Origin of the sequence: Acinetobacter sp. YH12023, from assembly GCF_013420135.1 — a bacterium.
GTDB classification, from domain to species: Bacteria; Pseudomonadota; Gammaproteobacteria; order Pseudomonadales; family Moraxellaceae; genus Acinetobacter; species Acinetobacter amyesii.
On record NZ_VOYU01000012.1, the window covers coordinates 94,220 to 116,710 of the forward strand.

Sequence of the window (22,491 nt, forward strand, 5' to 3'; positions counted from 1 at the left end):
TGCATGACTCAGCTCGCTGTTAATTTATCCATGATTTTTACCGAAGTGCCGTTGTTAGAGCGTTTTGCTTTGGCTCGTGAACATGGTTTTAAGCATGTAGAAATTCAGTTTCCGTATGAGCTGAGTATTGAGCAGATCCAAACCCAACTCACCATCAATGATTTAAGCCTGTGTTTAATCAATGTCCCTGCGGGTGATTTGATGCAAGGCGGTGATGGTCTTGCGGGAGTTCCGGGGCGTGAAAATCAATTTCATCAAGCCTTAGAACAATGCATTCGCTATGCCACTGCGTTAAATGTACCAAGTGTCAATATTTTAGCCGGCAAACAGCCACAAGATGCTGACCTGCTCCCATGTTTAAATACCTTGTCGAGCAACCTCAAACTGGCGTGCCACATGTTGTCTGAACATCATATTCAACCGGTATTTGAAATGATTAATGGCACTGATATGCCGCGCTTTTTGGTCCAAAATATTGCCCAAGCTCAGGAAATGCTTGAAGCTGTACAACACTCTACTTTGAAGATGCAATATGACTGCTACCACATGGCGATGATGGGTGAAGATATTCTCAGTACTTTGGCAGAAAATATTCAGGATATCGGTCACATACAGTTTGCTGACTGTCCGGGGCGACATGAACCTGACTCAGCGCAGATTCCATTTGCAGAGATTTTTAAATGGTTAGATCAAAGCCAATATACAGGTTACATCGCGGCTGAATACCGACCACGAAGCAACTCATCACATTCTTTTGCGTGGAAAGACAAATACTTCCCTCATTTAGCCAATGGTCAATGACGTGTTGATTTGAAATTCAGCAACAAAACCGCTATATTAGATCATGTATAATTGTAAGGAAATCATACCCTCTATGAATTTAGAACCATCGCCCAGCGCTTCTAATTCTCTCGATCTCGCAAAATCAACGCAAATCAAAGACGTACAAGCGTGCTTAGCTGTTGTACGTGAAGCACTTGAAGATGTAAAAGCCAAAGATATTATTGAACTTGATATCAGCACTATCAGCAACGTAGCAGATGCGATTGTTATTGCGAGCGGTACTTCAACTCGTCACATTAAGTCTCTTGCAGACAACGTGGCAGAAGAAGCACGTAAAGCTGGATTCCGCCCGATTGGCGTTGAAGGTGAACGTGATGCAGAATGGATCCTGATTGATCTCGGTTTTGTAGTGGTACATGTGATGTTACCTACAGCACGTAAATTCTATGATCTAGAAAGCTTATGGCGTACAGCTCCAGAAACTGTAGCTTAAGCTTCCAGAAAAAAGCGACCTAAATAGGTCGCTTTTTTTATCCCTTGATTTCATACACGGACAATCAGCTTCATGGTGTTTTACCCCCCTACACTAAAGCAGTTGGTGTAAATCCACCTCAGGATAGTTGGCTTTAATTTTCAGCTTGGTTTGTGCATAAACTTGGTCCGCACGCATCGGTCCATAAAAGTCACAATACACTTCATAAATGCTTGTTAAAACTTTGGCATAACTGGTCAAGGGCAAAAACTCGACAAAACTCGCCGTATTAATTTGTGCATTTGCTGCAATTGCCAGCCCAATTTCTTCTAATTGCTCAATCACATCTTGGATGAAATCAGCTTGATCTTTAGACTTCACCGTCAGCATGACTGACTCGATAAAGCCTAAAAAAGCTTCGCTAATCGTTTCTGCAATGAGCTCGTCTTCTTGCTCCTGCTCCTGCGATTTTTCAACCCTTAACAGTTCCTGCTTTTCTAAGGTAGATAACTCATACAAGACTTGCTTCAGCATATCTTTACGATAAAAGCGAAGCTCCTCTGTGGTACAGATATCATTTAAGAAGCGATTCAAGACAAATGACGGTTTCATGCTGTACTGCTGCTCCCAGTGCCGTAGCGCACTGTCGAGTAACGTCCCATGAATAAATTGTTGTAAGCCTTTTTCTAAAGCTTCGCGGCGTTGTGCCAAATTCAACAGTTCGGTGCTCATTGCTTTACTCCTGTTAATGACGCTTGGTCATATCATCCGTTTCAAAAGTCACATCTTTTTGAAACTCGGGATAAGACAATTCAGCATGTTCGGTATAGTCCAAACCCCGTTGTTCATGTTGCTTACTCACCCGTAAGCCACCCAACAATTTGTCCAAGACCTTAAATACAATGAACGCAACGCTAAAGCCCCATAAAAAGGCTGCAATCACCCCAAGCCCTTGTATCGCGATGACATCGCCATTAAACATATTATTTTCAAGGAAGATCCCTGCCGCCAATGTTCCCCATGCGCCACAGAAACCATGTACCGTCACCGCATCCACCACATCATCCAGTTTCATTTTTTCCATGAGCATTGGCAGGAAGGTCACCATGACACCTGCACATAAACCGGTGATGACCGCATAGAGTGGAGACATCGTTGCACAGCCTGCCGTAATGGCAACTAAACCACCCAGTGAGGCATTGATCGTACTGCGAATCAAAATGGCTTTAGATCGGATGAGGCAGAGCAACATATATGCAACCGCTGCCGCACACGCAGCAAGATGCGTATTTAAAGCAATACGTCCTACGCTGACATTGGCATTAATGGTCGAGCCTGCATTAAAACCAAACCATGCTAACCATAAAATAAAACCACCTAATGCCACTAATGGTAAGTTATGCCCCGGTAAATAATGGCTTTGCCCATTGCGTCCAAATCGTCCCAAACGTGGACCCAATACGATAATGCCCGCTAAGGCCACCCAGCCACCCATCGAATGCACCACGGTCGAACCTGCAAAATCGATAAACCCGAGTGCTGTTAACCAACCGTCTCCGCCAAATAAACTGCCCCATGCCCAACTACCAAAGACAGGATAAATCAAACCGGATACAACGGCCGCACTCACCACATAAGCGACAAAATGAATCCGCTCTGCCATCGCACCACTGGCAATAGTGGTTGCCGTTGCAGCAAACATCATTTGGAAAAATAGGAGGTTCCAGTGCCAATCATCCAGTTGATCGGGTGCAAAATGACTTAAGCCAAACCAGCCCGTGGTATTAACCCCAAACATCAGACCAAAACCCACCAGCCAAAACACCAGACCACCCAAGCAGGCATCCATGTAGTTTTTCATGAGTACGTTCACGGTATTTTTACTGCGAACTGAACCACTTTCGATCATGGCAAATCCGGCTTGCATAAAGAACACCAAGATACCACCCAGTACCACCCAAATACTGTCGAGTGAAATACGAATGTTTTGAATATTACTGGCGATTTGCGGGTCAACTGCCCATGCAGTCGATGTCAGGACACTCAGAAACAGTGCCATCAAGTATGTTTTTTTCATGATTATTCCCCCAAGAATAACCATGCTGTGCAAAAAGAATACCAAATTTCAGACAATTAATTATTTTTCAATGCATTGCGTCACAAAATAAGTTCGCGACAATATTTTGAATCACTGAGATTGAATTTAATGAAATAAAACAGCGCATCAATCTGCACCTTTGTTTCAAAACACGCATCAATTTGATTCAAGCACCTGATGCGCTAAATATTTGTGCACTTTTAGTGTGAAGCATCAATTAATCAAAAGCGAAGAAAATAAAAGCGAAGAAAACAAAAAACCACCCGAAGGTGGTTTAAATCTTCCTCAATCCCGCTTTATCACAGCGGGACTTTGGGAGCATGGATTAATGACCGCCGCCATTAATGGCTTTTGTCATATCTTCCACAACTTTCTTCGCATCACCGAAGATCATCATCGTTTTATCATTATAGAACAAGTCATTGTCTAGACCTGCGTAGCCTGTAGCCATAGAGCGTTTGATCACCATAATGGTACGTGCTTTATGCGCTTCAAGGATTGGCATACCGTAAATTGGAGAACTTGGATCGTCTTTTGCCGCTGGGTTGACAACGTCATTCGCACCAATCACCAGTACTACATCTGTTGCTGGGAAGTCTGAGTTGATCTCGTCCATTTCAAGAATGTCTTCATATGCAACATCAGCTTCAGCTAAAAGTACGTTCATGTGGCCCGGCATACGACCTGCCACAGGGTGAATCGCAAAACGAACTTTTACACCTTGCTCTTTTAGGATTTCACACAATTCTTTCACGGCATTTTGTGCACGACCTTGCGCCATACCATAACCCGGTACGATCACCACGCTGTCCGCATTTGACATTAAGAAACCAGCATCGTCTGCAGAACCTGAACGGTGATTACGCTGTGCTTTTTCACCATTATCCGCCGCCGCTACTGCTGTACCACCCATTGCACCACCAAACAAAACGTTGATGATTGAACGGTTCATGGCTTTACACATGATGTAAGACAGAATTGCACCCGATGAACCAACCAGTGAACCTGCAACAATCAGCATGTTGTTTTCAAGCGTGAAACCAATCCCTGCTGCAGCCCAGCCTGAGAATGAGTTCAGTAACGATACCACCACTGGCATATCACCACCGCCTACTGGCGCAATCCATACCCAACCAAATGCAAGTGCAAGAACAGTCATTGCCCAGAATGCGTTCATGTTGCCTGTGGTAAAGAAGTAGATACCACACGCCAACATCGCAAGGAAAATTAAGGCTTGAACAGGTTTTACCCATCCACCTGAAATGGTTTTTGCCCATTTCTTCGCAGCCAATTTACCGTAAGCAAATACCGACGCTGTGAATGTAATCGCACCAACGAAACAGCCTACAAACAATTCAAATAAATGAACTTTGCTCATGTGGGCATGTTCTACACCCGCTGCTGTTAATACCGCTTCATTCTCCGCGAATGCCGCAGTCAATTGGTTGTTATGTAGAATCGCAGCGATCGCAATCAGTACCGCAGCCAAACCGACCAATGAGTGCATCAGTGCCACAGTTTCAGGCATTTGCGTCATCGGAACTGTTTTTGCACGTGCAATACCAACGACCGCACCCAACACCATTGCACCCACAATCATCCAAATCACTGGATGATCTGCGACAAAGAATGTGGTGATTACAGCAATTGCCATTGCGATCATGCCATAACGGTTACCTTGAATCGCAGTTTTTGGACCAGACAAACCACGCAACGTTAAGATAAAAAGAACGGCACCAATCAGGTAGAACCAATCCGCATATTCTTTAATGAATTCCATGGATTAACCCTCTTTTTTCTTTTGCTTAGGTTTGAACATTTCAAGCATACGTGCAGTCACCGCAAAGCCACCAAAAATGTTGATACTTGCAAGGAAAACGGCAATCGCACCTAAAATACTCACCACGTTAATGCTTTGGAACTGTACGCTTGCATCCACAATACCTGGGATACCAACGGTTTGAATCATCGCACCAACGATAATGATCGATGACAAAGCATTGGTTACAGCCATTAATGGTGTATGTAGTGCAGGTGTTACCCCCCAAACCACGTAGTAACCAACAAAGATTGCCAAGACAAAAATAGTAATCGTTTCAACCATGATGATTCTCCTTAACCACGTTTCAGCAGCACTTGGCCGCCATGAGTGACAAGTAGTGCTTTTTGAATTTCTTCTTCAGGGTTAATTGCGAAGTTCTTTTCGCTATCAAACAGGGTTTCAATGAAATTCAAAACGTTACGTGCGTATAGTGCCGACGCTTCAGTCGAAACTGTTGAAGGAATATTTGGAATACCGAGAATTTTCACGCCATTTGCAGTCACAACATTTTCGCCGCAGACAGAACCTTCAACGTTCCCGCCAGTTTCAACCGCCATATCTAGAATGATTGAGCCCGGTTTCATTTTGGCAATAGTTTCTGCTTTGATTAAACGTGGTGCGTCACGACCCGGCAATAATGCAGTCGTAATCACGATGTCAGCATTCGATACGGCTTTATCAACAATAATCGCTTGGTCGCGAATGTAGTCTTCACCCGGCATCCAGCCATAACCATTTTTCGCAGCATCAGCTGCTTTTTGTTGCTCTTCTGGTGACATTGGTACGTCTAACCATTTACCACCCAAAGATTCAACTTGGTCACGTGCTGTAGGACGTAAGTCAGTTGCTTCAACTACGGCACCTAAACGTTTTGCTGTTGCAATAGCTTGTAAGCCTGCAACACCTACGCCCATGATCACAACACGTGCAGGTTTCACTGTACCTGCTGCTGTCATCAACATTGGGAACATACGTTGATATTCTGCCGCAGCCAAAAGCACAGATTTATAACCTGAAAGGTTGGCTTGAGATGAAAGTACGTCCATGTTTTGCGCACGAGATAAGGTCCGTGGCAAAAGTTCCAATGCAAATGCAGACACGTTTTGTGACGCAAATTGGTCAAGTTCGGTGTTGCGGTAAGGGTCAAACATCCCCACAACGGTGGTACCCGCTGTGAGTTTTTGAATTTCGTCACCTTTAGGCGCACGAACTTTCAAAATCATTTGACTACCGGTATAGGCATCATCCGTAATTTTGGCACCAACTTGTTCATAGGCACTATCGATGTAAGCAGCGTTTACCCCTGCTCCACGTTCAATAACGACGCTATGACCAGCGCTGATCAACTTCTTTACTGTTTCAGGCGTCGCAGCGACGCGATTTTCACCGACAACAGTTTCGGCTGGAATTCCGATCTGCATGAGCGTTCCTCAAGCTAATTTTTCTTAAGTAAACATCGCAATCCGCGATGTCTCCCCTCAGGATGTGTTTTTGTACAATTTTTGGATTCTAATTGAACTTTTTTAAAATACTACCCAATATTTATTTAATAAATACCCATATTTTGAACTCATGATTCATGAAAAGAATAGTGCGATATTTCATTTATTCAGTTTTATTTGTCGATTTATTACTCATTTTTATCCTATTTATAACTTTTTAATATTACTTAAGACCAAAAACATAAATAATTTCGCTGGTTTTAGTGCAGATTGTTTCAGTGCGTTGATCATTGTGACATTTTCATTCGACAACTAATGACCTGAACGTGTCGTGAAAAATCGACTTAAGTCAGGTAAAGCCGCTATTTCATTCAGACTGCATCAGCTCGTTGACTCATTTGACAGTTTTGACGTGCTGACCTGCATTGAAAACTGACTTTTTTCTGCCACAGTCTCGTCAAATCGGTCAGCTTGAATATCCGATGGATTTTTGCGCACATTTCGGGTTTATTGAGATCTTGCTCTCCCCACCTGATGCTTCGCCTTAACTTAGAATTGCCTTTTTTAGCTAAAAAAATAATTTTTTGAATATTTAGCATCATGATATCGCTACTGACTTTCTATCCCAAAAAAACACTATTGCACCATTTATGTGCAATTTTCACCTTAAATGTTTCAGCCTGATATATTTGACCTGCCGAGTCATGTTGAGATTAAAAAATTCAAAACCAAATTGGTCATTTCTTCCACTGTTTTTCATGTTTGATCTAGCAATCCCTTATGCATAAAGGAATAAGTCCTATTCTTTTTTTGCATTTTTACTCACACGATGCATTTTTTATAATCAAAATGACAGTTCAAACTTGTCGGAACAATGCTGTCGAATTCGTTCAGTCGTCATGAGGCACACCTTAACTTATGTCAAGAAACCTTAGTCCGCACTTGATCGGTGCAATTTTTGCGCTGATTGCTGCCTTCTTGTTTAGTACCAAAGCAATTTTTATTAAGCAAGCCTATGCACTTTCTCCTCTTGTCGATGCCACTGTCCTCATGGCCTTACGCATGATGAGTGCATTGCCGTTTTTCTTGGTCATTACATGGCTGAGTCGACGTTCTTATCAAACGATTCAACGAAAAGATTGGGTGCTCTTACTCATTTCAGGATTAATCGGCTATTACTTTTCGAGCTGGCTCGACTTCCGTGGCTTGATGTATATCAGTGCTTCGCTTGAACGAATTATACTTTTCCTATATCCCACATTAACCGTGCTGGCTTCCGCTGTTTTATTCAAAAAGCCACTAAGTTTTAAAACAATTCTTGCCCTGATTTTAAGTTATGGCGGGACAGTTTTAGTGATGCTACAAGAACAAAATGCCACACCACATGATCAGTACTTTTGGCTCGGATGTAGTTTGGTTTTTGCCAGTGCCGTGCTATTTGCAATTTACTTATTACTCACGCCAGGCCTCATGCAAAAGTTTGGTTCTTTACACTTTACCGGTCTAGCCCTGAGCATTGCCTGCGTTGGGACGATTATTCATTTTCTATTTGCAACACCACAGCCCATTGCCTTGCTCCAACAACTCCCGAGTCAAGTCTGGCTGTATGGTTTAGCGCTCGGACTATTGGTTACTGTGCTTCCAACCATTTTGATGATGCAAAGTATCGTCCGACTTGGGGCTGCACAATCGGCTATGATTGCCTCTATCGGGCCCATTTTAACGATTTTACTGGCTGTCGCGTTGTTGAATGAACATTTAAACCTATGGCAATGGGTCGGTTGCGGTCTGAATATGCTGGGTGTCTTGATGATCAGTCTCAGTAAGAAATCCTAAACCCCTACTTGTATACTATTCACAGAGAAACACTTTAAGACCTGTTTGATTTTCCTTATAGTGACCACAACAGCGTGGCAGCAAATTCTTTGTATACGCTTCCGCCCAATATCTGGACAATTTATGAAAGCCTCGATCGACATTAGCCATGATAAAACCCTGTTGTGGCTTATGGCTGCTGCATGTGGTTTATGTGCGGGTGCCAATTATTATTGCCAACCTTTAGTCGCTTCTATCCAACAGAGCTTTCAGATTCCACAATCAGAAGTGGCGTTAACCGTCACCTTTGCGCAAATTTCTTATGCTTTGGGTCTACTGTTTATTGTGCCGATTGGCGATATTGTGAATAAAGCCAAATTTATTCCTCTGCTCATGCTTGGAGCGACTGTGGGTTTAGCCCTCTGTGCTTTTTCAACCAATCTATACATGCTTTGGGCAGGAACCATTATCACCGGGCTATTTTCAGTGGCTGCTCAGGTCCTCATCCCTTTGGTCACGGTTGCGATTCGACCTGAAAAAATTGGGGCAGTTGTTGGCTTTTTAATGAGTGGGTTATTGGTCGGCATTCTGTTATCAACCAGTCTCTCTGGCTTATTGTCCTATCTATTTCATTGGAAATCGATTTACATCCTCAGTGCTCTCTTGATGTTGGTATTAGCCGTCTTACTCAAAAAACGTTTGCCCGTGGTCAGCATCACACGGATGCCCTACAGCCAAGTTTTCCAATCCATGGGCGCATTACTCAAACATGAGCCACGGTTAATTTTCCGTTCTCTAATTGGAGGCTGTGTCTTTGCCGCGATGAGTATGCTGTTTTCCACCATTGCCATGTTACTGACTGAGCCACCTTTTCAATTGGCCGATGTTTGGGTCGGTGTTGTGACTTTAGTTGGTGTATTTGGTGCCCTATCGACACAGTGGATTGGGCGTTGGGCGGATTTGGGTTTCAACCGAAAATTAACTTGGCTCGGTTGCAGCATCTTGGCCCTCAGTTGGGGACTGCTGTATTTGGGTGGATCATCTATAGCTTTTTATATTTTGGGCTATGGTTTAATCAATCTAGGTTTGGCAATGGTGCATAGCTGTAATCAAAATATTATTTTCCAACTCAACCCGATTGCACGCTCTCGAATCAATTCAATTTACATGACTTTTTATTTTGTCGGTGGTGCATGTGGTTCAGCTTTGGGCGTATTTGCATGGCATCATGGCGGCTGGACCACCACCTGCATGACAGGGATTGCCTTAGTGATTGCTTCTGGTTTTTTTGTATTGATCGATCAACTCTATACTTCGCGGCAACTAAAATATCCACAATGAGAAGTATTCATCACCGCAATAAAGCCACAATAAGTGGCTTTATTTTTACAAATTAACTGACCTGCACCACAGGATAAAAGGGTTTGCCTAAATCCAAGGTTTCTGCATTTTCCAAAAGAATCACCATAAACACCGGTAAGAGTGCCAACAGTATTGTGCAGCCGTCTTGAAGCTGTTTCCGATTGACCGAACTTTTATAGGTCGCGCCGCCATGAACCATTTGATTGCGTAGCGTATACATGCGATTGAACAGCACCATTAAAATATCAACGGAATCTTTTTCTTTAAGCGCGTGCAGTACTTTTTGTTTTTCATGCGCCAAGCCCTCTTTGCATGCGTCATGGCTAATTTTTTGATTTTGATAATCCCAAAATCCCTGATAAACATAGGGATTATCCAAAAACAACCGTATCGGCTGACTAAAACGTTCCCATAAAATATTGTAGATTTTATGCTCTGCATCCTTTTGGCAGATCACATATAAAAACTGCCTTAAGCTTTGCTTGTCCTGCGCAATCTGTAAGTCTTGCGCATATATTGCGTTGAAGGACACCCACAAACTTATAAATTGCAAATCGAGATCATCTTGAAGATCAATTGACTTTTTCAGCCAACTTAAACCTCGATGAATGCGTAAATTAAATTGGTCGGTATGTTCCGACTTTTTACTTTTAAATATTTCTTCAAGTAGCATCATGCCTGCTAAATTCCAATGGATAATTCGTTTATTTTTCTACCATTTGAACTTAGCGCAATTGTTTAGCAGCATGCAATCAAAATATCTCTGTATTCAACTATTTGGTCTCATCTTGTGTGAGATAGGTATAACGTTCTAAAAGACCATTTTCATCAAAAATCAATTCATAAGACATTTTCTTTCCATTAAAAACGGATTCGGCAGGTGTTCCGAAAAGCTCCCATAAACCCACAGTCGCCACATCTGCCGCACCATGCCAAAACGCACGCCCCACTTTACTGGCAGTCGAATAACCTTGGGTAAAGGTATAAATTTCATGGCGTTTGCCATTTTTATATTCAGAGGTGATCGGTGCGCCAAATTCAGCAATCACCAAGTTACGAGACAGCCCTTGTTGAATCATTTCGGTATTTTTCTTGTTTGGCTGCTTACTTGCCATGACAACTGAACAGCCTGTTGTGCCTGACAATGTGAAAACTAAAGCTATTCCTAAGCAGGTCTTTTTCATCATGTGGTATTCCCCAAATTCTTCAAATTTCTATTTTTAATTCTTGATTTTTGATTTTCATCTGCTGTTGATCTTAATTGTTTCTTTCATCTTTTTCATTTTTTTATACGACTATTCGTCTGATTTTTAGAATGATTAGCGCTTGAAAGATTCACATTTATGAAGGTTTCAGACTGAATAATGCTTTAAGTTAATTATTGTTTTGTTGGTGACGAATTCGGTGGAACAAACCAGTTTTTCCAAGAGCTACTATGGCGAGTTTCAATTGCAACGGTAGGGATGAGCTCTTGCTTCAGCATTTTTTCTTGACCCACGGCTTTCGCCAACCGCGCTTTGACCGAGTGTATACACTCACGGTCTTCAAACTCACAGCGGTCAAGGTTGGAGCCACCACAGGGTCCATTGGCTAATCCTTTGGGGCAGGTTTCTGGGCAAATATACAAGGTTTCACCTAAACGACATTGTCCGCAACTTTCACAGCCCACGATACCATGTTTACTGATAAATTCTGTTTTCAGCAAGGCTGCATCAGCTTTCGGTTTTTGCCATAATTTGGCCGCAAAAATATAAGATCCCACCCCTTTGGCCAGTTTTGAACTAAAAAATAACTCATGCATGACATGCATACTTTTATATTTCAAAACTTGTTCAACTGGAGCTTTATGGTTATTTGCGCCCGTCGGGTGGAAGTTCACATCTACACTAGAGCGCCAAAGCATTTTCCATTTTGCTAAACACTGTTCAAACGTTAATGTGGCAAATTGCAAAATTGCTTTTTGCAACTTCTCTTGCTCTTCCACTTTATGGCAAGCTGATAAATGAACCCCTGCATAGCCCAAATGCTGACACATTAAAATTTGTAAAGCGCAGCGTGCATAGACATTTTGTTCAGCTTGTATGGCGTCAGTTTGCTGTTCTTGTTGCAAAAAATTTAATACATCTGCTGAAAGCACGATGCCTGCGACTTTTTGCTTGGCCATAAAGCGGGCACGGGCAAATGTCAGCGGCATGACACAAGCCAGTACAGGCACACGTGGATAATATTGCTGCATATAGCGTTGGTAACTGCTCAACACATCCATGTCAAAGCCCAACTGTGTAATCACATAGTCAGCGCCAGCTTGAATTTTTTTATTCAGTTTAAAATACTGCGCATCCTTTTCTGCTTCTGCATATTTAAAAGGATTAAATGCTACCCCTAAATAAAACCCGCCATAGTCTTTGGCTGCCATGACTTGATTGACCGACTCTAAATAACGGCTCCGTAGAGTCGGATCATTTGCCCCATCCTGATGCTGCTTGAGTTTATCACCACTGAGCAAAAGTAAATTCTCTACCCCGTGCTGCTGAGCATCTTTCAGAAAAGTTTGAAAATCTGAGATATCTCGACCTTTCCCCGAATAATGCAGAATTTTTTCAATGCTTTGAGGGTAGTCTTGCATTGCTTCTAAAGGAGCAATATCCGTGTCACTTTGTACTCGGTCAGCCAATGTCATGCACACAGGAAAGCCTGCAAATGTCGTTGGGACCAGATGCGTTTTTTGCGTCGTTAGATATTCAAACGAGATACAAAACTGGCGTTGCAATAGATATTGGGAAAATAAAGACATAAAGGCAGGCAGTTAAATCTGCTGAGAAACCATACAATAAAGTTTATAAAATTATAGATTAATCACATAAAAATTTAAATTACTTAAGCCACACTTCCGACTTTTTCTAGCCTGACCTTGAATATGTCACGCTAGCAAGACCATGCCCCAAACCACAATTTATGCTAATATTGCGCGCGTCTTGAAATGCGGTTTTTTTCATCGTATTTCAGACAGCTTTTGGTATTTCTTCACCATTTTCCATTTCGTTCTTCCATCTTGTTCTTTTAAGGCGTGTTTTTTTAATGACTGATCTCCAACCCATTGAAAATAAACTTCAACCACGAATTAGTGTTGCGCCGATGATGGATTGGACGACTCGTGACTATCGTTTCTTTGCACGCTTGTTTAACCCTAATGTGATTCTCTACACCGAGATGGTCACCACAGGTGCGATTTTATTTGGCGGCGCCAACCGTCATTTGGACTATAACAACGAAGAACACCCGATTGTGTTACAGCTTGGCGGTTCAAATCCTAAAGATTTAGCGACCTGTACCAAGATGGCACAGGACTGGGGCTATGATGAAGTGAACCTCAATGTCGGCTGTCCGAGTGACCGCGTTCAGAACAATAAAATTGGCGCATGCTTGATGGCAGAGCCTGATTTGGTTGCAGAATGTATTACTGAAATGCGAAATGCTGTTGATATTCCAGTGACCGTGAAACACCGCATCGGGATTGATGACATGCGGTCTTATGAAGAAATGCTGCATTTTGTTGATACGGTTGCAAAGACTGGCTGTGACAATTTTATCGTGCATGCTCGTATTGCCCTGCTGCAAGGTTTGTCGCCAAAAGAAAACCGTGATGTGCCACCTTTACGTTATGAAGATGTTTATCGTCTGAAACAAGAACGTCCAAATTTATTGATCGAAATTAATGGCGGGGTGAAAACCTTTGCTGAAACACAGCAACATTTACAACATGTTGATGGCGTGATGATTGGTCGTGAGGCTTATCACAACCCCTACTTATTGGCTGAGATCGGTCAGCTTTGGGATCTCGAATTACCTAACCGTTTCGATATTATCGATCAGATGCTGCCATATATTGCGAAACGCATGGAAGAAGGTGCGCCACTTTCTATCATTACCCGTCATATTTTAGGTTTATTCCAAAACCTACCGGGTGCTCGAAAATGGCGTCAGGCTTTAAGTGGTGGCAATGCCAAAACCTTTGCCGATGTGGAAAATGCCATCCAAAATATTAAGGATGCAATGCAACGTACAGAAGACTATTTACGTGATCATCCTAAAGTCGTTTTAGAAGATTAATCTTCTAAAAGTAAAAGCCCACTTTTTTGCGGGCTTTTTTATTTTCATGCCTCACAAAGTACGTGTTTAGCAACATCGTCACAACTCAGCTAAATCATCTAAACAGTCACATCATTGCTCAATGACTATTGACCGTAATGTTCCCTTTGGGAAAAGGTTCATCATCATAGCCAGTCCATTGATAATCTGATGGATCTTCTTCCTCACGCAAACCCACATAGCTCTCAGGCGCCGATGTAACAGGCTCAACCTCCTCGGTTGGCTGTTCCAATTCCTCAACCAAATGATTCAACTCTTGATCTAACTGCGCCTGATATTTTGCAATTTCAGCTTCGTCAATGAAGGCAAATTGTTCTTCATCTATTTTCCATGCATAACCTTGCAAATCTTTGTAAATATCGACCAAAACAGTATAAGGCTGACCATCGTATTGCAACGTCGCCTGAGCCTTAAAACTTAATCCCTTACGTTCTAATACTTTTATATTTTGAATCCGTAAATGGTACTGCCGATAATCTGGATTCTGATCAAACTCGTGCTGCATCTGCTGCTCAATCTGCCGAGATAATTCATCTGTCGAGACAAAATAACTACAACCAGCCAAACTCAACAGTAAAAAAATGGTGAGCCATCGAAACATATTGCATCCCCCATGATGCATTTATTCTTGATGAAAAAGTCAGACCGATCACAGATTCCGATCCAAACATTCCTCATTGTTTGCTTCATAATAGCCAATAAAACACACAGTACAAGCCAAATTATCAAGATTTCTCAATTTTATATTTAATTTTGATATCAATCACTTAAATTGCATTTTTTCTGTTTTAAAACACTGACAGCCTTGGTCTCATGCTGACATATTTTTGTTGAAAATGACCATTTTGGTAGTGGTTTCCTAGCCTTCATATTTTCAATATGAAATCGATCCTATTATGATTTATTCAATATAAATCCTGAAATAAAACATCTTAAATGCGCCATAAAAAAATCCCCGAACATTGCGGGGATTTTTAAGGAATCAACTGAAATTATTCATCGTCCGTTTCAGGCTCATGATGTAGCGCATCATGTATAGCTTCCACCAATTGCTGTGCAATTTCTTGTTTTGACGCTTTCTCTAAATCACGTTTTTCCATTTGATATTGATCGGCGAAGAACACGGTCATGGCATTTTCGTCTGAAGCAAAACCAATATCTTTACGTGAGACATCATTGCACGCGATCATATCGAGTTTTTTCGCCACAAGTTTGCCTGCGGCATACTCCTCGACATTGCGTGTCTCGGCAGCAAATCCAACCATAAATGGACGTTTTGACTGCTGCGCAATCGTTGCAACGATATCTGGGTTTTTAATTAATGCCACATTGAGTTCATCACCAGCTTTTTTGATTTTATGCTCTGCAACTTCTGCCACGCGATAATCGGCAACAGCTGCTGTTGCGATAAAAATATCACAGCCTTCATCCAACATTTGCAGACTGGTCTCTAACATTTTAATTGCAGACTGCACATTAATCCGTCGCACACCATTTGGTGTATCTAAACTGACAGGTCCTGCGATCAGCGTTACTTTAGCACCAGCCGCATAACAAGCCGCTGCCAGTGCGAACCCCATTTTACCTGTGCTGTGGTTAGAAATATAACGTACAGGATCTATCGACTCACGTGTAGGACCAGCTGTAATCGCCACATGTTTGCCTGCAAGCATGCCAAATTTTTCAGCAATGGCTCGCTGTGCTTGATGAAAATAGGCCGTCACTTGATCCGCCAAATCTTCTGGCTCAGGCATACGTCCTAAGCCTACATCTCCACAGGCTTGAGAACCGGCATCGGGCATAATCACATGTACGCCATCTTCAACCAGTGTATTTAAATTACGCTGTGTCGCTTTGGCTGCCCACATTTGCTGATTCATCGCAGGGGCAACCCAAACGGGTGCTTTTGTTGCAAGATAAAGTGTAGAAAGAAGGTCATCTGCTAAACCCGCCGCAAATTTTGCCAGCGTGTCGCAACTTGCAGGAGCAACCAATACCAAATCAGCCCAACGTGCCAATTCAATATGCCCCATGCCCGCTTCTGCTTCGGGATTGAGTAATTCGGTATGCACAGGGTTGCCTGAAAGCGCCTGAAATGTTAGCGGGGTCACAAAGGCTTGCGCACCTTGAGTCATCACCACGCGCACATCAAATCCGGCATCTTTTAATCGACGGACAAGAATGGCACTTTTATAGGCTGCGATACCACCAGTGACACCTAAAAGAATATTTTTTGTGGGCATTACACTTAAATCAAAGCTCACGAACAGGCTACCTATCTGTTGCAGTGGCGCTCACAATAGCATTAAATATGCACTGACCCAACAATCTGCTGTGAAAAAGCCGATTGACTGATAATAAAAAAGTCTAAGAATAATGAATAATTCAATTAAAAATTGGCCTGAACAAGAGCGCCCACGTGAGCGCCTGATTCATCAAGGCGCACAAAGTTTATCCGATGCTGAGTTACTGGCTATTTTCCTACGCTCTGGTTCCCAGCAGCACTCTGCTGTCGAACTCGCACGACTCTTGATTCAACATTTTGGTCAGTTGCAAGCGCTAATGGATGCGTCACTTGAGGATTTACGCCAGTTTCATGGCATCGGAAATAGTAAATATGCGCAGCTCATGGCGGTAAAAGAACTCGGTAAACGCTATGTGAGTCAGCATTTTCAAAATGAAGCCTTAGAATTGCAACATTCTGAACAATTACAAAATTTTCTTCGCTTTGAATTTTTATCGGAACGTCAAGAAGTCTTTGGCGTGCTCTGCCTAGATGCGCATTTAAGAAAAATAAACTTTAAAAAACTTTTTTATGGCAGCCTCAATACCTGTGAAATTTCCATCAATCAACTGCTGCGATATGCCATTTCTGAACACGCCAGCAGTATTGTCATTGCACATAATCATCCTTTCGGTCGCGCAGAACCTTCTGCTGCCGATCTTGAATTGACTCGGCTCATTCAGCAGGCTTGTCAGCTGGTGGAAATTCGACTGATCGATCATTGCATTATCTCAACAGAAGGGAGTTTTTCCTTTGCTGAACATGGCTTGCTCCAAGCACACTCATCTGCATGAAACAGTTATTGACAAGTGCTTGAGCAAACCCGAAGATCATCATAATTTTTTAAAACTAGAAATTATCATTCGAACATGATCGTCCGTGACCAACCGAGTATTTTTAAACTGCTATTTTCTTGGCGAGGAACGATTTTACCTAAGGTTTTACCGCCGCTCGGGATCGTTATGTTGCTGTCTGCCATTGTGGGCGGCTTATCCTATGTCGATATCTTTCATTTTACCGAATTTCCTTTGGTCGGCTTTACCCTAATCGGTGTTGTGCTGTCGATTTTCTTAGGCTTTAAAAACTCAGCCTGCTATGACCGTTGGTGGGAAGCTCGGCGTTTATGGGGCATTTTAATTGCCAATGCACGCCATTTTGACCGTGACTGCCGTTTACTCAGTCAAGGCCGTCGTGAACGTGTGATCCAACATGTGATTGTGTTTGCCAATGTTTTGCGTGACCGACTCCGCCATCAAACCGCCAACCCCACTGAACTAGTTGAAACCAGCGGCATGAGCGCGAATGCCATCACTCAGTTATACCAACAAGCCAATGCACCGCAGTACACGTTGAGTTTGATTCAATGGGAGCTAATGCAGGCGCTTAAAGATGGTGAAATTTCAGATATTATTTATACCCAGATGAATCAGCATGTGATGGAACTCAGCACCGTACAAACAGGCTGTGACCGGATTGCCACCACGCCATTACCGTTTGCTTATTCGGTCTTGCTGAATCGAACCGTTTATTTTTTCTGTTTTGTCTTACCCTTTAGCTTGGGTTCTACTTTAGGTCTCGCAACCCCCCTTTTGGTCGGAATTTTAGCCTATACATTTTTAGGCTTAGATGCGCTGAGTTCAGAGATTGAAGAGCCCTTTGGTACACAAAGTAATGACCTTCCATTGGACTCGATGGTGCGTACTATTGAAATTGAATTACTGGGGACTTTAGGTAAACCCACCCCACCACCAATTCAAGCCAAAGATCATAATTTACTGTAATTGATCAATGAGTCTAAACCCTCGCTTACATAGCTTTGTCGTACACTTTTTTTTGTACATCGAAGATATGTAAGTGAGAGCAATCATCGCGCAAAGCTTTAAGCAAAGCTCTCCCAAATTCCAACTTGCCCCTCTTTCACTCGAGGGATATTGCCGAGTTTAATCCATGGCATATTGTCGCCATGAAAATCACTGCCAACAGAAATTTTTAAGTTAAAGGCGGCAATCATACGATCCACCATTTGACGAGTCGATAATGGCTCAATTGCTGGTGGTAATTCCACTGCATCACCGCCCGCTTCAGCAAAGATTTCAATCAAATAACGAATATTGGTCGCAGATAAATCATAACGCGTTGGATGCGCTAACACTGCAAAGCCACCACTGGCATGAATCACCTCAATGGTCTCAACAAGACTTGGACCTTCAAATTTTACAAAAGCTTTTTTGCCTTCTTTAATATATTTATCAAAAGCTTGTTGTGGACGTGAAACTACCCCCTTTTCCACCAAAGTTTTGGCAATATGAGTACGTGTTACCCGATCTGGTATATGGTCAACCTTGGCAATCACATCGCTATAAATATCTTGACCAATTAACGGTATCAGTAAGTCACAAATCTGCCGAGCACGTTCCGCTCGAATACGCTTTTGATCCATCAATAAGGCTTGTAAGGGCGCAGGATTTTGCATATTTAAAGCGACGATATGCACACCATAACTTTTTTTGGTCGCAGGTCTCGACCACTGGCTAGAAATCTCCACACCAGAGATTAATTGCAGCTTTAATTCATGCGCAACCTGCTCTGCAGCCAACAATCCGTCCATCGTATCGTGATCAGTCAAAGCCAGCGTATGAATTCCAATAGCACTTGCAGCCTGCACCAGAGCCTCTGGTGACAAAGTACCATCAGAAATATTACTGTGTGTATGTAAATCTACGCCTTGCATCTCTATACTATGTCATTTATTTGATCAGATTTAGATACTCTAACATGAAAGCACTTTTAGACTTTGTGCCACTCATTATTTTCTTTTATTTATATAAAACTGTAGATCCAAAAGATACGCAGCACCCATTATTACAATTGATTGGTTCTGCTGGGGGTGTCGATAACAATAACATTCTTGTGGCAACATCAGGTCTCATCATTTCCATGCTGGTGGTTTATGGTGCATTGTTTGTCATGCAAAAATTCCGTCTAGATAAACAACAATGGATTGTGTTGTTTATGACCGTGATATTTGGTGGTATTACCCTGATGCTAAGCGATGATTTTTATATTCGTTTAAAAGCCGTTTTACTGAACTTAGTTTTCGCAGGGGCGTTTTTACTTTCACCACTATTTAATAAAGATAAGAAACCACTCATCGAACGTTTATTTGGTCCAGTCTTAAATTTAACCGCTGTCGGTTGGAAACGATTGAACTATGCATGGGCTGCAATGTTCGTGGTGATGTCATGTTTACACACCTTTTTCGCTTATTTGTTTGCAGACGGAAAATATTGGGGTGAATTCACTGCTTTTGGTGACATGATCGTGATGTTTTCCTTTATCATTATTCAGTTTATTGTATTACGTAAATACTTTAAGACCTCAGAATAATCCATTCGGTCAAAAATCAGGAAAAGTCATGCCATTATTCGTCGTAAGCTGTACAGATAATGAAGGTACAGTGGAAAAGCGCCTTGCGGTTCGTCCTCAACATCTTGAACGTCTACAAAAACTTGATGATGAAGGTCGTCTGATTGTTGCAGGTGCGATGCCTAAAGATCCGGCAAACCCGCAAGCTGGTTTTTATGGCAGTACGATCATTGTCGATTTTGATAGTCGTGAAGCCCTAGACCAATGGTTGGCAGATGAACCTTTCCTCAAAGAAGGGGTTTATGGCCAAATTGATGTCAAACCATTTAACAAAGCATTTCCTAAAGGATAAGGTTCATGCGCGTCGTTGTTTCTAGTTTACTGGGCTTATCTTTAATTTGTTCAACTGCATGGGCTGAAGAACCGGCTCCTGCACCTGCTGTAGCCCCTGCTGCTCAAGCAACGACTGCAACACCTCCTCCCAATCCTGTGCCGCATACCATTCCTGCCAATAAACCGGGCATCATTAAAGTGGCGGCAACCGTCAATCCCAATGGTCAACCTCAAGATGCGAATCCATTGACCATTGAACAATTGGCAAAAAATAAAGCGCTACAAGATGCCAAAGTCAAAGCAATGGTCAAAGACCAATCTGCACGCTTACAACAGTTAGAAAAAGCTAACCTTGAAGCCTTGGCGCAAAACCAAGAATTACAACTTAAAAATGATAGCTTGGGCGTACAAGTACAAGTGCTGCAAAGTGAACGTAGCGCGCAGATGTTTTTATACGGCGGGACCACACTTGGTGTTGGCGTGATTTTAGGTTTCTTGTTGGCCAGTTACGTCTATACCAAACGTCGTCGTCAATGGTAATTCATTTTTCTACTTCAATTTAAAGGTTGCTTGAGTTTTGTCAGGTGCAATTCAGACTGCCGATCTCGATTGGCAAATGATCGATGGCATTGATATTCCAGTGTCTAAACAGTTTGGTGATGTGTATTTTTCGAAGGACAACGGCCTGCTCGAAACACGTCATGTGTTTTTAAAAGGGAATGACCTCGACACTCGCCTTGCGGTACTGAATGATTTTGAATATTTCAGTGTCGGCGAAACAGGTTTTGGTACAGGCTTAAATATTTTGGCTCTGTGGCAATTATGGCAACAGGTTCGTCCAGATAATCACAGTCATCTGCATGCTATTTCTGTAGAAAAATTCCCTTTATCTAAAGTAGACCTCATTCGTGCATTAAATGCATGGCCTGAATTACAACCTTTGGCACAGCAACTGATTGCGCAATATCCTGAACCTATTGCGGGATGTCATCGACTCAATTTTCCAGAAGAACGTTTTTCAATTGATCTTTGGTTAGGCGATGCACACGATGTTTTTCCGGTCGTGGCAAAAACTGCTACGGTCAATGCATGGTTCTTGGACGGTTTTGCACCCGCCTGTAATCCTGACATGTGGGAAGAAAACGTACTCAAAAATATCGTACGTCTATCGGACATTGGGACGACCTTCGCCTCATTTAGTGTGGCAGGTGTACTGAAACGCGGCCTACGTGAGCATGGTATTACCATTACACGACCACGTGGCTTTGCTCATAAGCGTGAAATGCTCAAAGCCTTTTGGCTCGCACCTGAAAAGTTAGATGATCAATCCGTAGTTGCTGACTGTCCCACTTTAGACGAAAAAAAAAATCCTGAAATCACTGTAGGTCATAAGCCCCGTCAAATCGCGATTATTGGCGCTGGCATCGCCGGTTTAAGCTGTGCTTGGGCATTTGCTCAACGTGGGCATCAAGTGCGTATTTACGAGAAATCAGCACCACTCAGCGGTGGGTCGGGTAATCCTCTTGCCCTACTCAACCCTAAACTCTGTCCAATTGAACAAAGTGCTGAACATTTGATGACCTTGAGCTGGTTATATGCACTCAAGCATTATCAAAACTTCAAGGCATTTCGTCCCTTACAGATTCACCAATCTATTTTAAAAAATAAAGCAGAACACCTAGATTTAGCTCAAGCTTATCCTTCAGAGGTATTAGCTGCTGAAGAAGGCACGCTAAATCAATTAGCCTCAACATTTCCAACCCTGCTCTTAAAACAAGCAGGCGCGGTCAGTCCTCATCAGCTTCGTGACCAAATCTTGGCACATCCACACATTGAATTGTTACAAGCAGATATTCAACGCATTGAGCAGCAACACAATGGCGTTGCGCTATTTACACAGGATCAGCAGCTTCCATCTGCCGAGCATGTCATTCTCTGTGCTGCACGTGAGAGCATGCAGCTACAAACAGATTATCCAGAACTGCGTGCCATTCGTGGACAAGTCAGTTGGTTGAACAATCCCGCTCAACAAATGGATATGCGTACCGCCTATAGTTATGGGGGCTATTGTATGCAACTGGATGCCGAACAGATGATTATGGGCGCGTCATTTTATCCCGGCCGTGATGACACCGACGTTCTCACAGAAGATCATGTGCATAACTATGAACTTATCCACAGTGTGTTCCCTGACTTTGCCAAAACCTTAGCACCGATTGAGCAATGGCAAGGACGTGCCGCAATTCGCGCACAGACAAAAGACTTTTTCCCAGTAATTGGTGCAGTCCATGAAGATCAGCAAATTTATAGCTGTAGTGGACTCGGTTCTAAAGGTTTCCTGTATGCCCCGCTCTGTAGTGAAATCATTGCCGCGTTGGTCTTAAAAGAAGCCTGCCCTATTCCAACACAGCTACTCGATAAAATTCATGCAGCACGTTTTATACGACGCGCCAAAGCCAAACAAAAAACTAAGAAGCCTTATTTTCAGGGTCAGATGCCGTCATCTCCACCTCAAAAAAATAACCTGCAATAAAAAAGCGCCTTTCGGCGCTTTTTTTGATTCGA

At 42.6% G+C, this 22,491-nt stretch carries 22 protein-coding genes; 11 read left to right on the plus strand and 11 right to left on the minus strand.

Features of this window, described 5'->3' with window-relative positions; genetic code table 11:
* Window positions 1-3: 3 nt before the first annotated feature.
* Window positions 4-801: a hydroxypyruvate isomerase family protein gene (locus FTT92_RS13415; protein ID WP_078191282.1), complete on the plus strand. Its 798-nt coding sequence runs from the start codon at window positions 4-6 to the stop codon at window positions 799-801.
* A 73-nt stretch (window positions 802-874) separates the two neighbouring features.
* Window positions 875-1,276, plus strand: coding sequence for a ribosome silencing factor (gene rsfS, locus FTT92_RS13420; protein WP_078191283.1), 402 nt, complete (start codon window positions 875-877; stop codon window positions 1,274-1,276).
* Window positions 1,277-1,369: 93 nt separating this feature from the next.
* On the opposite strand, the gene FTT92_RS13425 is transcribed toward rsfS, so the two are convergent.
* The 5 genes from FTT92_RS13425 to FTT92_RS13445 form a co-directional block, all read right to left on the minus strand.
* Window positions 1,370-1,987, minus strand: a complete 618-nt coding sequence (locus FTT92_RS13425; protein WP_180172355.1) for a hypothetical protein — start codon at window positions 1,985-1,987, stop codon at window positions 1,370-1,372.
* A gap of 13 nt (window positions 1,988-2,000) precedes the next feature.
* A complete protein-coding gene (locus FTT92_RS13430) occupies window positions 2,001-3,332 on the minus strand; it encodes an ammonium transporter (protein ID WP_180172356.1) in 1,332 nt (443 codons plus the stop codon).
* A 346-nt stretch (window positions 3,333-3,678) separates the two neighbouring features.
* Window positions 3,679-5,133 (minus strand): NAD(P)(+) transhydrogenase (Re/Si-specific) subunit beta, encoded by a 1,455-nt coding sequence (locus FTT92_RS13435; RefSeq protein WP_078191286.1) that lies wholly within the window; start codon window positions 5,131-5,133, stop codon window positions 3,679-3,681.
* Window positions 5,134-5,136: 3 nt separating this feature from the next.
* The gene (locus tag FTT92_RS13440) at window positions 5,137-5,457 is read right to left on the minus strand and encodes a proton-translocating transhydrogenase family protein (RefSeq protein ID WP_078191287.1); all 321 of its coding nucleotides are present in this window, start codon (window positions 5,455-5,457) and stop codon (window positions 5,137-5,139) included.
* A gap of 11 nt (window positions 5,458-5,468) precedes the next feature.
* The gene (locus tag FTT92_RS13445; protein WP_180024569.1) at window positions 5,469-6,596 is read right to left on the minus strand and encodes a Re/Si-specific NAD(P)(+) transhydrogenase subunit alpha; all 1,128 of its coding nucleotides are present in this window, start codon (window positions 6,594-6,596) and stop codon (window positions 5,469-5,471) included.
* Window positions 6,597-7,535: 939 nt separating this feature from the next.
* On the opposite strand from FTT92_RS13445, the gene FTT92_RS13450 reads away from it, so the two are divergent.
* Both FTT92_RS13450 and FTT92_RS13455 read left to right on the plus strand, forming a co-directional pair.
* Window positions 7,536-8,453 (plus strand): DMT family transporter, encoded by a 918-nt coding sequence (locus FTT92_RS13450; RefSeq protein ID WP_180172357.1) that lies wholly within the window; start codon window positions 7,536-7,538, stop codon window positions 8,451-8,453.
* Between the two features lie 123 nt (window positions 8,454-8,576).
* Window positions 8,577-9,773 carry an MFS transporter gene (locus FTT92_RS13455; protein WP_180172358.1) on the plus strand — a complete coding sequence of 399 codons (1,197 nt, stop codon included), beginning with the start codon at window positions 8,577-8,579 and terminating at the stop codon, window positions 9,771-9,773.
* Between the two features lie 52 nt (window positions 9,774-9,825).
* Here the strand turns inward: FTT92_RS13455 and FTT92_RS13460 are convergent, their stop codons facing one another.
* The 3 genes from FTT92_RS13460 to FTT92_RS13470 form a co-directional block, all read right to left on the minus strand.
* Window positions 9,826-10,470 (minus strand): HEPN domain-containing protein, encoded by a 645-nt coding sequence (locus FTT92_RS13460; RefSeq protein WP_180022580.1) that lies wholly within the window; start codon window positions 10,468-10,470, stop codon window positions 9,826-9,828.
* Window positions 10,471-10,567: 97 nt separating this feature from the next.
* A complete protein-coding gene (locus FTT92_RS13465) occupies window positions 10,568-10,978 on the minus strand; it encodes a hypothetical protein (RefSeq protein ID WP_180010992.1) in 411 nt (136 codons plus the stop codon).
* 194 nt (window positions 10,979-11,172) lie between these two features.
* Window positions 11,173-12,588, minus strand: a complete 1,416-nt coding sequence (locus tag FTT92_RS13470; protein WP_180094848.1) for a methylenetetrahydrofolate reductase C-terminal domain-containing protein — start codon at window positions 12,586-12,588, stop codon at window positions 11,173-11,175.
* Window positions 12,589-12,872: 284 nt separating this feature from the next.
* On the opposite strand from FTT92_RS13470, the gene dusA reads away from it, so the two are divergent.
* Window positions 12,873-13,904, plus strand: a complete 1,032-nt coding sequence (dusA, locus tag FTT92_RS13475) for a tRNA dihydrouridine(20/20a) synthase DusA (RefSeq protein ID WP_180172359.1) — start codon at window positions 12,873-12,875, stop codon at window positions 13,902-13,904.
* 118 nt (window positions 13,905-14,022) lie between these two features.
* Here dusA and FTT92_RS13480 read toward each other — a convergent pair whose 3' ends face one another.
* Both FTT92_RS13480 and coaBC read right to left on the minus strand, forming a co-directional pair.
* The gene (locus FTT92_RS13480) at window positions 14,023-14,544 is read right to left on the minus strand and encodes an Asp-tRNA(Asn)/Glu-tRNA(Gln) amidotransferase subunit GatC (protein WP_078191306.1); all 522 of its coding nucleotides are present in this window, start codon (window positions 14,542-14,544) and stop codon (window positions 14,023-14,025) included.
* Between the two features lie 391 nt (window positions 14,545-14,935).
* Window positions 14,936-16,207 (minus strand): bifunctional phosphopantothenoylcysteine decarboxylase/phosphopantothenate--cysteine ligase CoaBC, encoded by a 1,272-nt coding sequence (coaBC, locus tag FTT92_RS13485; RefSeq protein ID WP_078191307.1) that lies wholly within the window; start codon window positions 16,205-16,207, stop codon window positions 14,936-14,938.
* Between the two features lie 112 nt (window positions 16,208-16,319).
* Between coaBC and radC the strand changes: the two genes are divergently transcribed.
* Together radC and FTT92_RS13495 are read left to right on the plus strand one after the other, a co-directional pair.
* Window positions 16,320-17,021, plus strand: coding sequence for a DNA repair protein RadC (gene radC / locus FTT92_RS13490; RefSeq protein ID WP_180172360.1), 702 nt, complete (start codon window positions 16,320-16,322; stop codon window positions 17,019-17,021).
* Window positions 17,022-17,096: 75 nt separating this feature from the next.
* Entirely contained in the window at window positions 17,097-18,008 is a 912-nt protein-coding gene (locus FTT92_RS13495) for a bestrophin family protein (RefSeq protein WP_078191309.1), read from the plus strand.
* A 98-nt stretch (window positions 18,009-18,106) separates the two neighbouring features.
* Here the strand turns inward: FTT92_RS13495 and FTT92_RS13500 are convergent, their stop codons facing one another.
* Window positions 18,107-18,958 (minus strand): PHP domain-containing protein, encoded by an 852-nt coding sequence (locus FTT92_RS13500; protein WP_180172361.1) that lies wholly within the window; start codon window positions 18,956-18,958, stop codon window positions 18,107-18,109.
* Window positions 18,959-19,002: 44 nt separating this feature from the next.
* Here FTT92_RS13500 and FTT92_RS13505 point away from each other — a divergent pair, with 44 nt between their 5' ends.
* Genes FTT92_RS13505 through mnmC form a run of 4 tightly spaced genes read left to right on the plus strand, consistent with a single transcriptional unit; the run spans window position 19,003 to window position 22,459 of the window.
* The gene (locus FTT92_RS13505) at window positions 19,003-19,614 is read left to right on the plus strand and encodes an inner membrane-spanning protein YciB (protein WP_180172362.1); all 612 of its coding nucleotides are present in this window, start codon (window positions 19,003-19,005) and stop codon (window positions 19,612-19,614) included.
* Window positions 19,615-19,642: 28 nt separating this feature from the next.
* On the plus strand, window positions 19,643-19,945 hold the full coding sequence (locus FTT92_RS13510) for a YciI family protein (RefSeq protein WP_078191312.1): 303 nt from the start codon (window positions 19,643-19,645) through the stop codon (window positions 19,943-19,945).
* Window positions 19,946-19,950: 5 nt separating this feature from the next.
* Window positions 19,951-20,466: a hypothetical protein gene (locus FTT92_RS13515; RefSeq protein WP_180172363.1), complete on the plus strand. Its 516-nt coding sequence runs from the start codon at window positions 19,951-19,953 to the stop codon at window positions 20,464-20,466.
* Between the two features lie 37 nt (window positions 20,467-20,503).
* A complete protein-coding gene (gene mnmC / locus FTT92_RS13520) occupies window positions 20,504-22,459 on the plus strand; it encodes an FAD-dependent 5-carboxymethylaminomethyl-2-thiouridine(34) oxidoreductase MnmC (protein WP_180172364.1) in 1,956 nt (651 codons plus the stop codon).
* The last annotated feature ends 32 nt before the right edge of the window (window positions 22,460-22,491 follow it).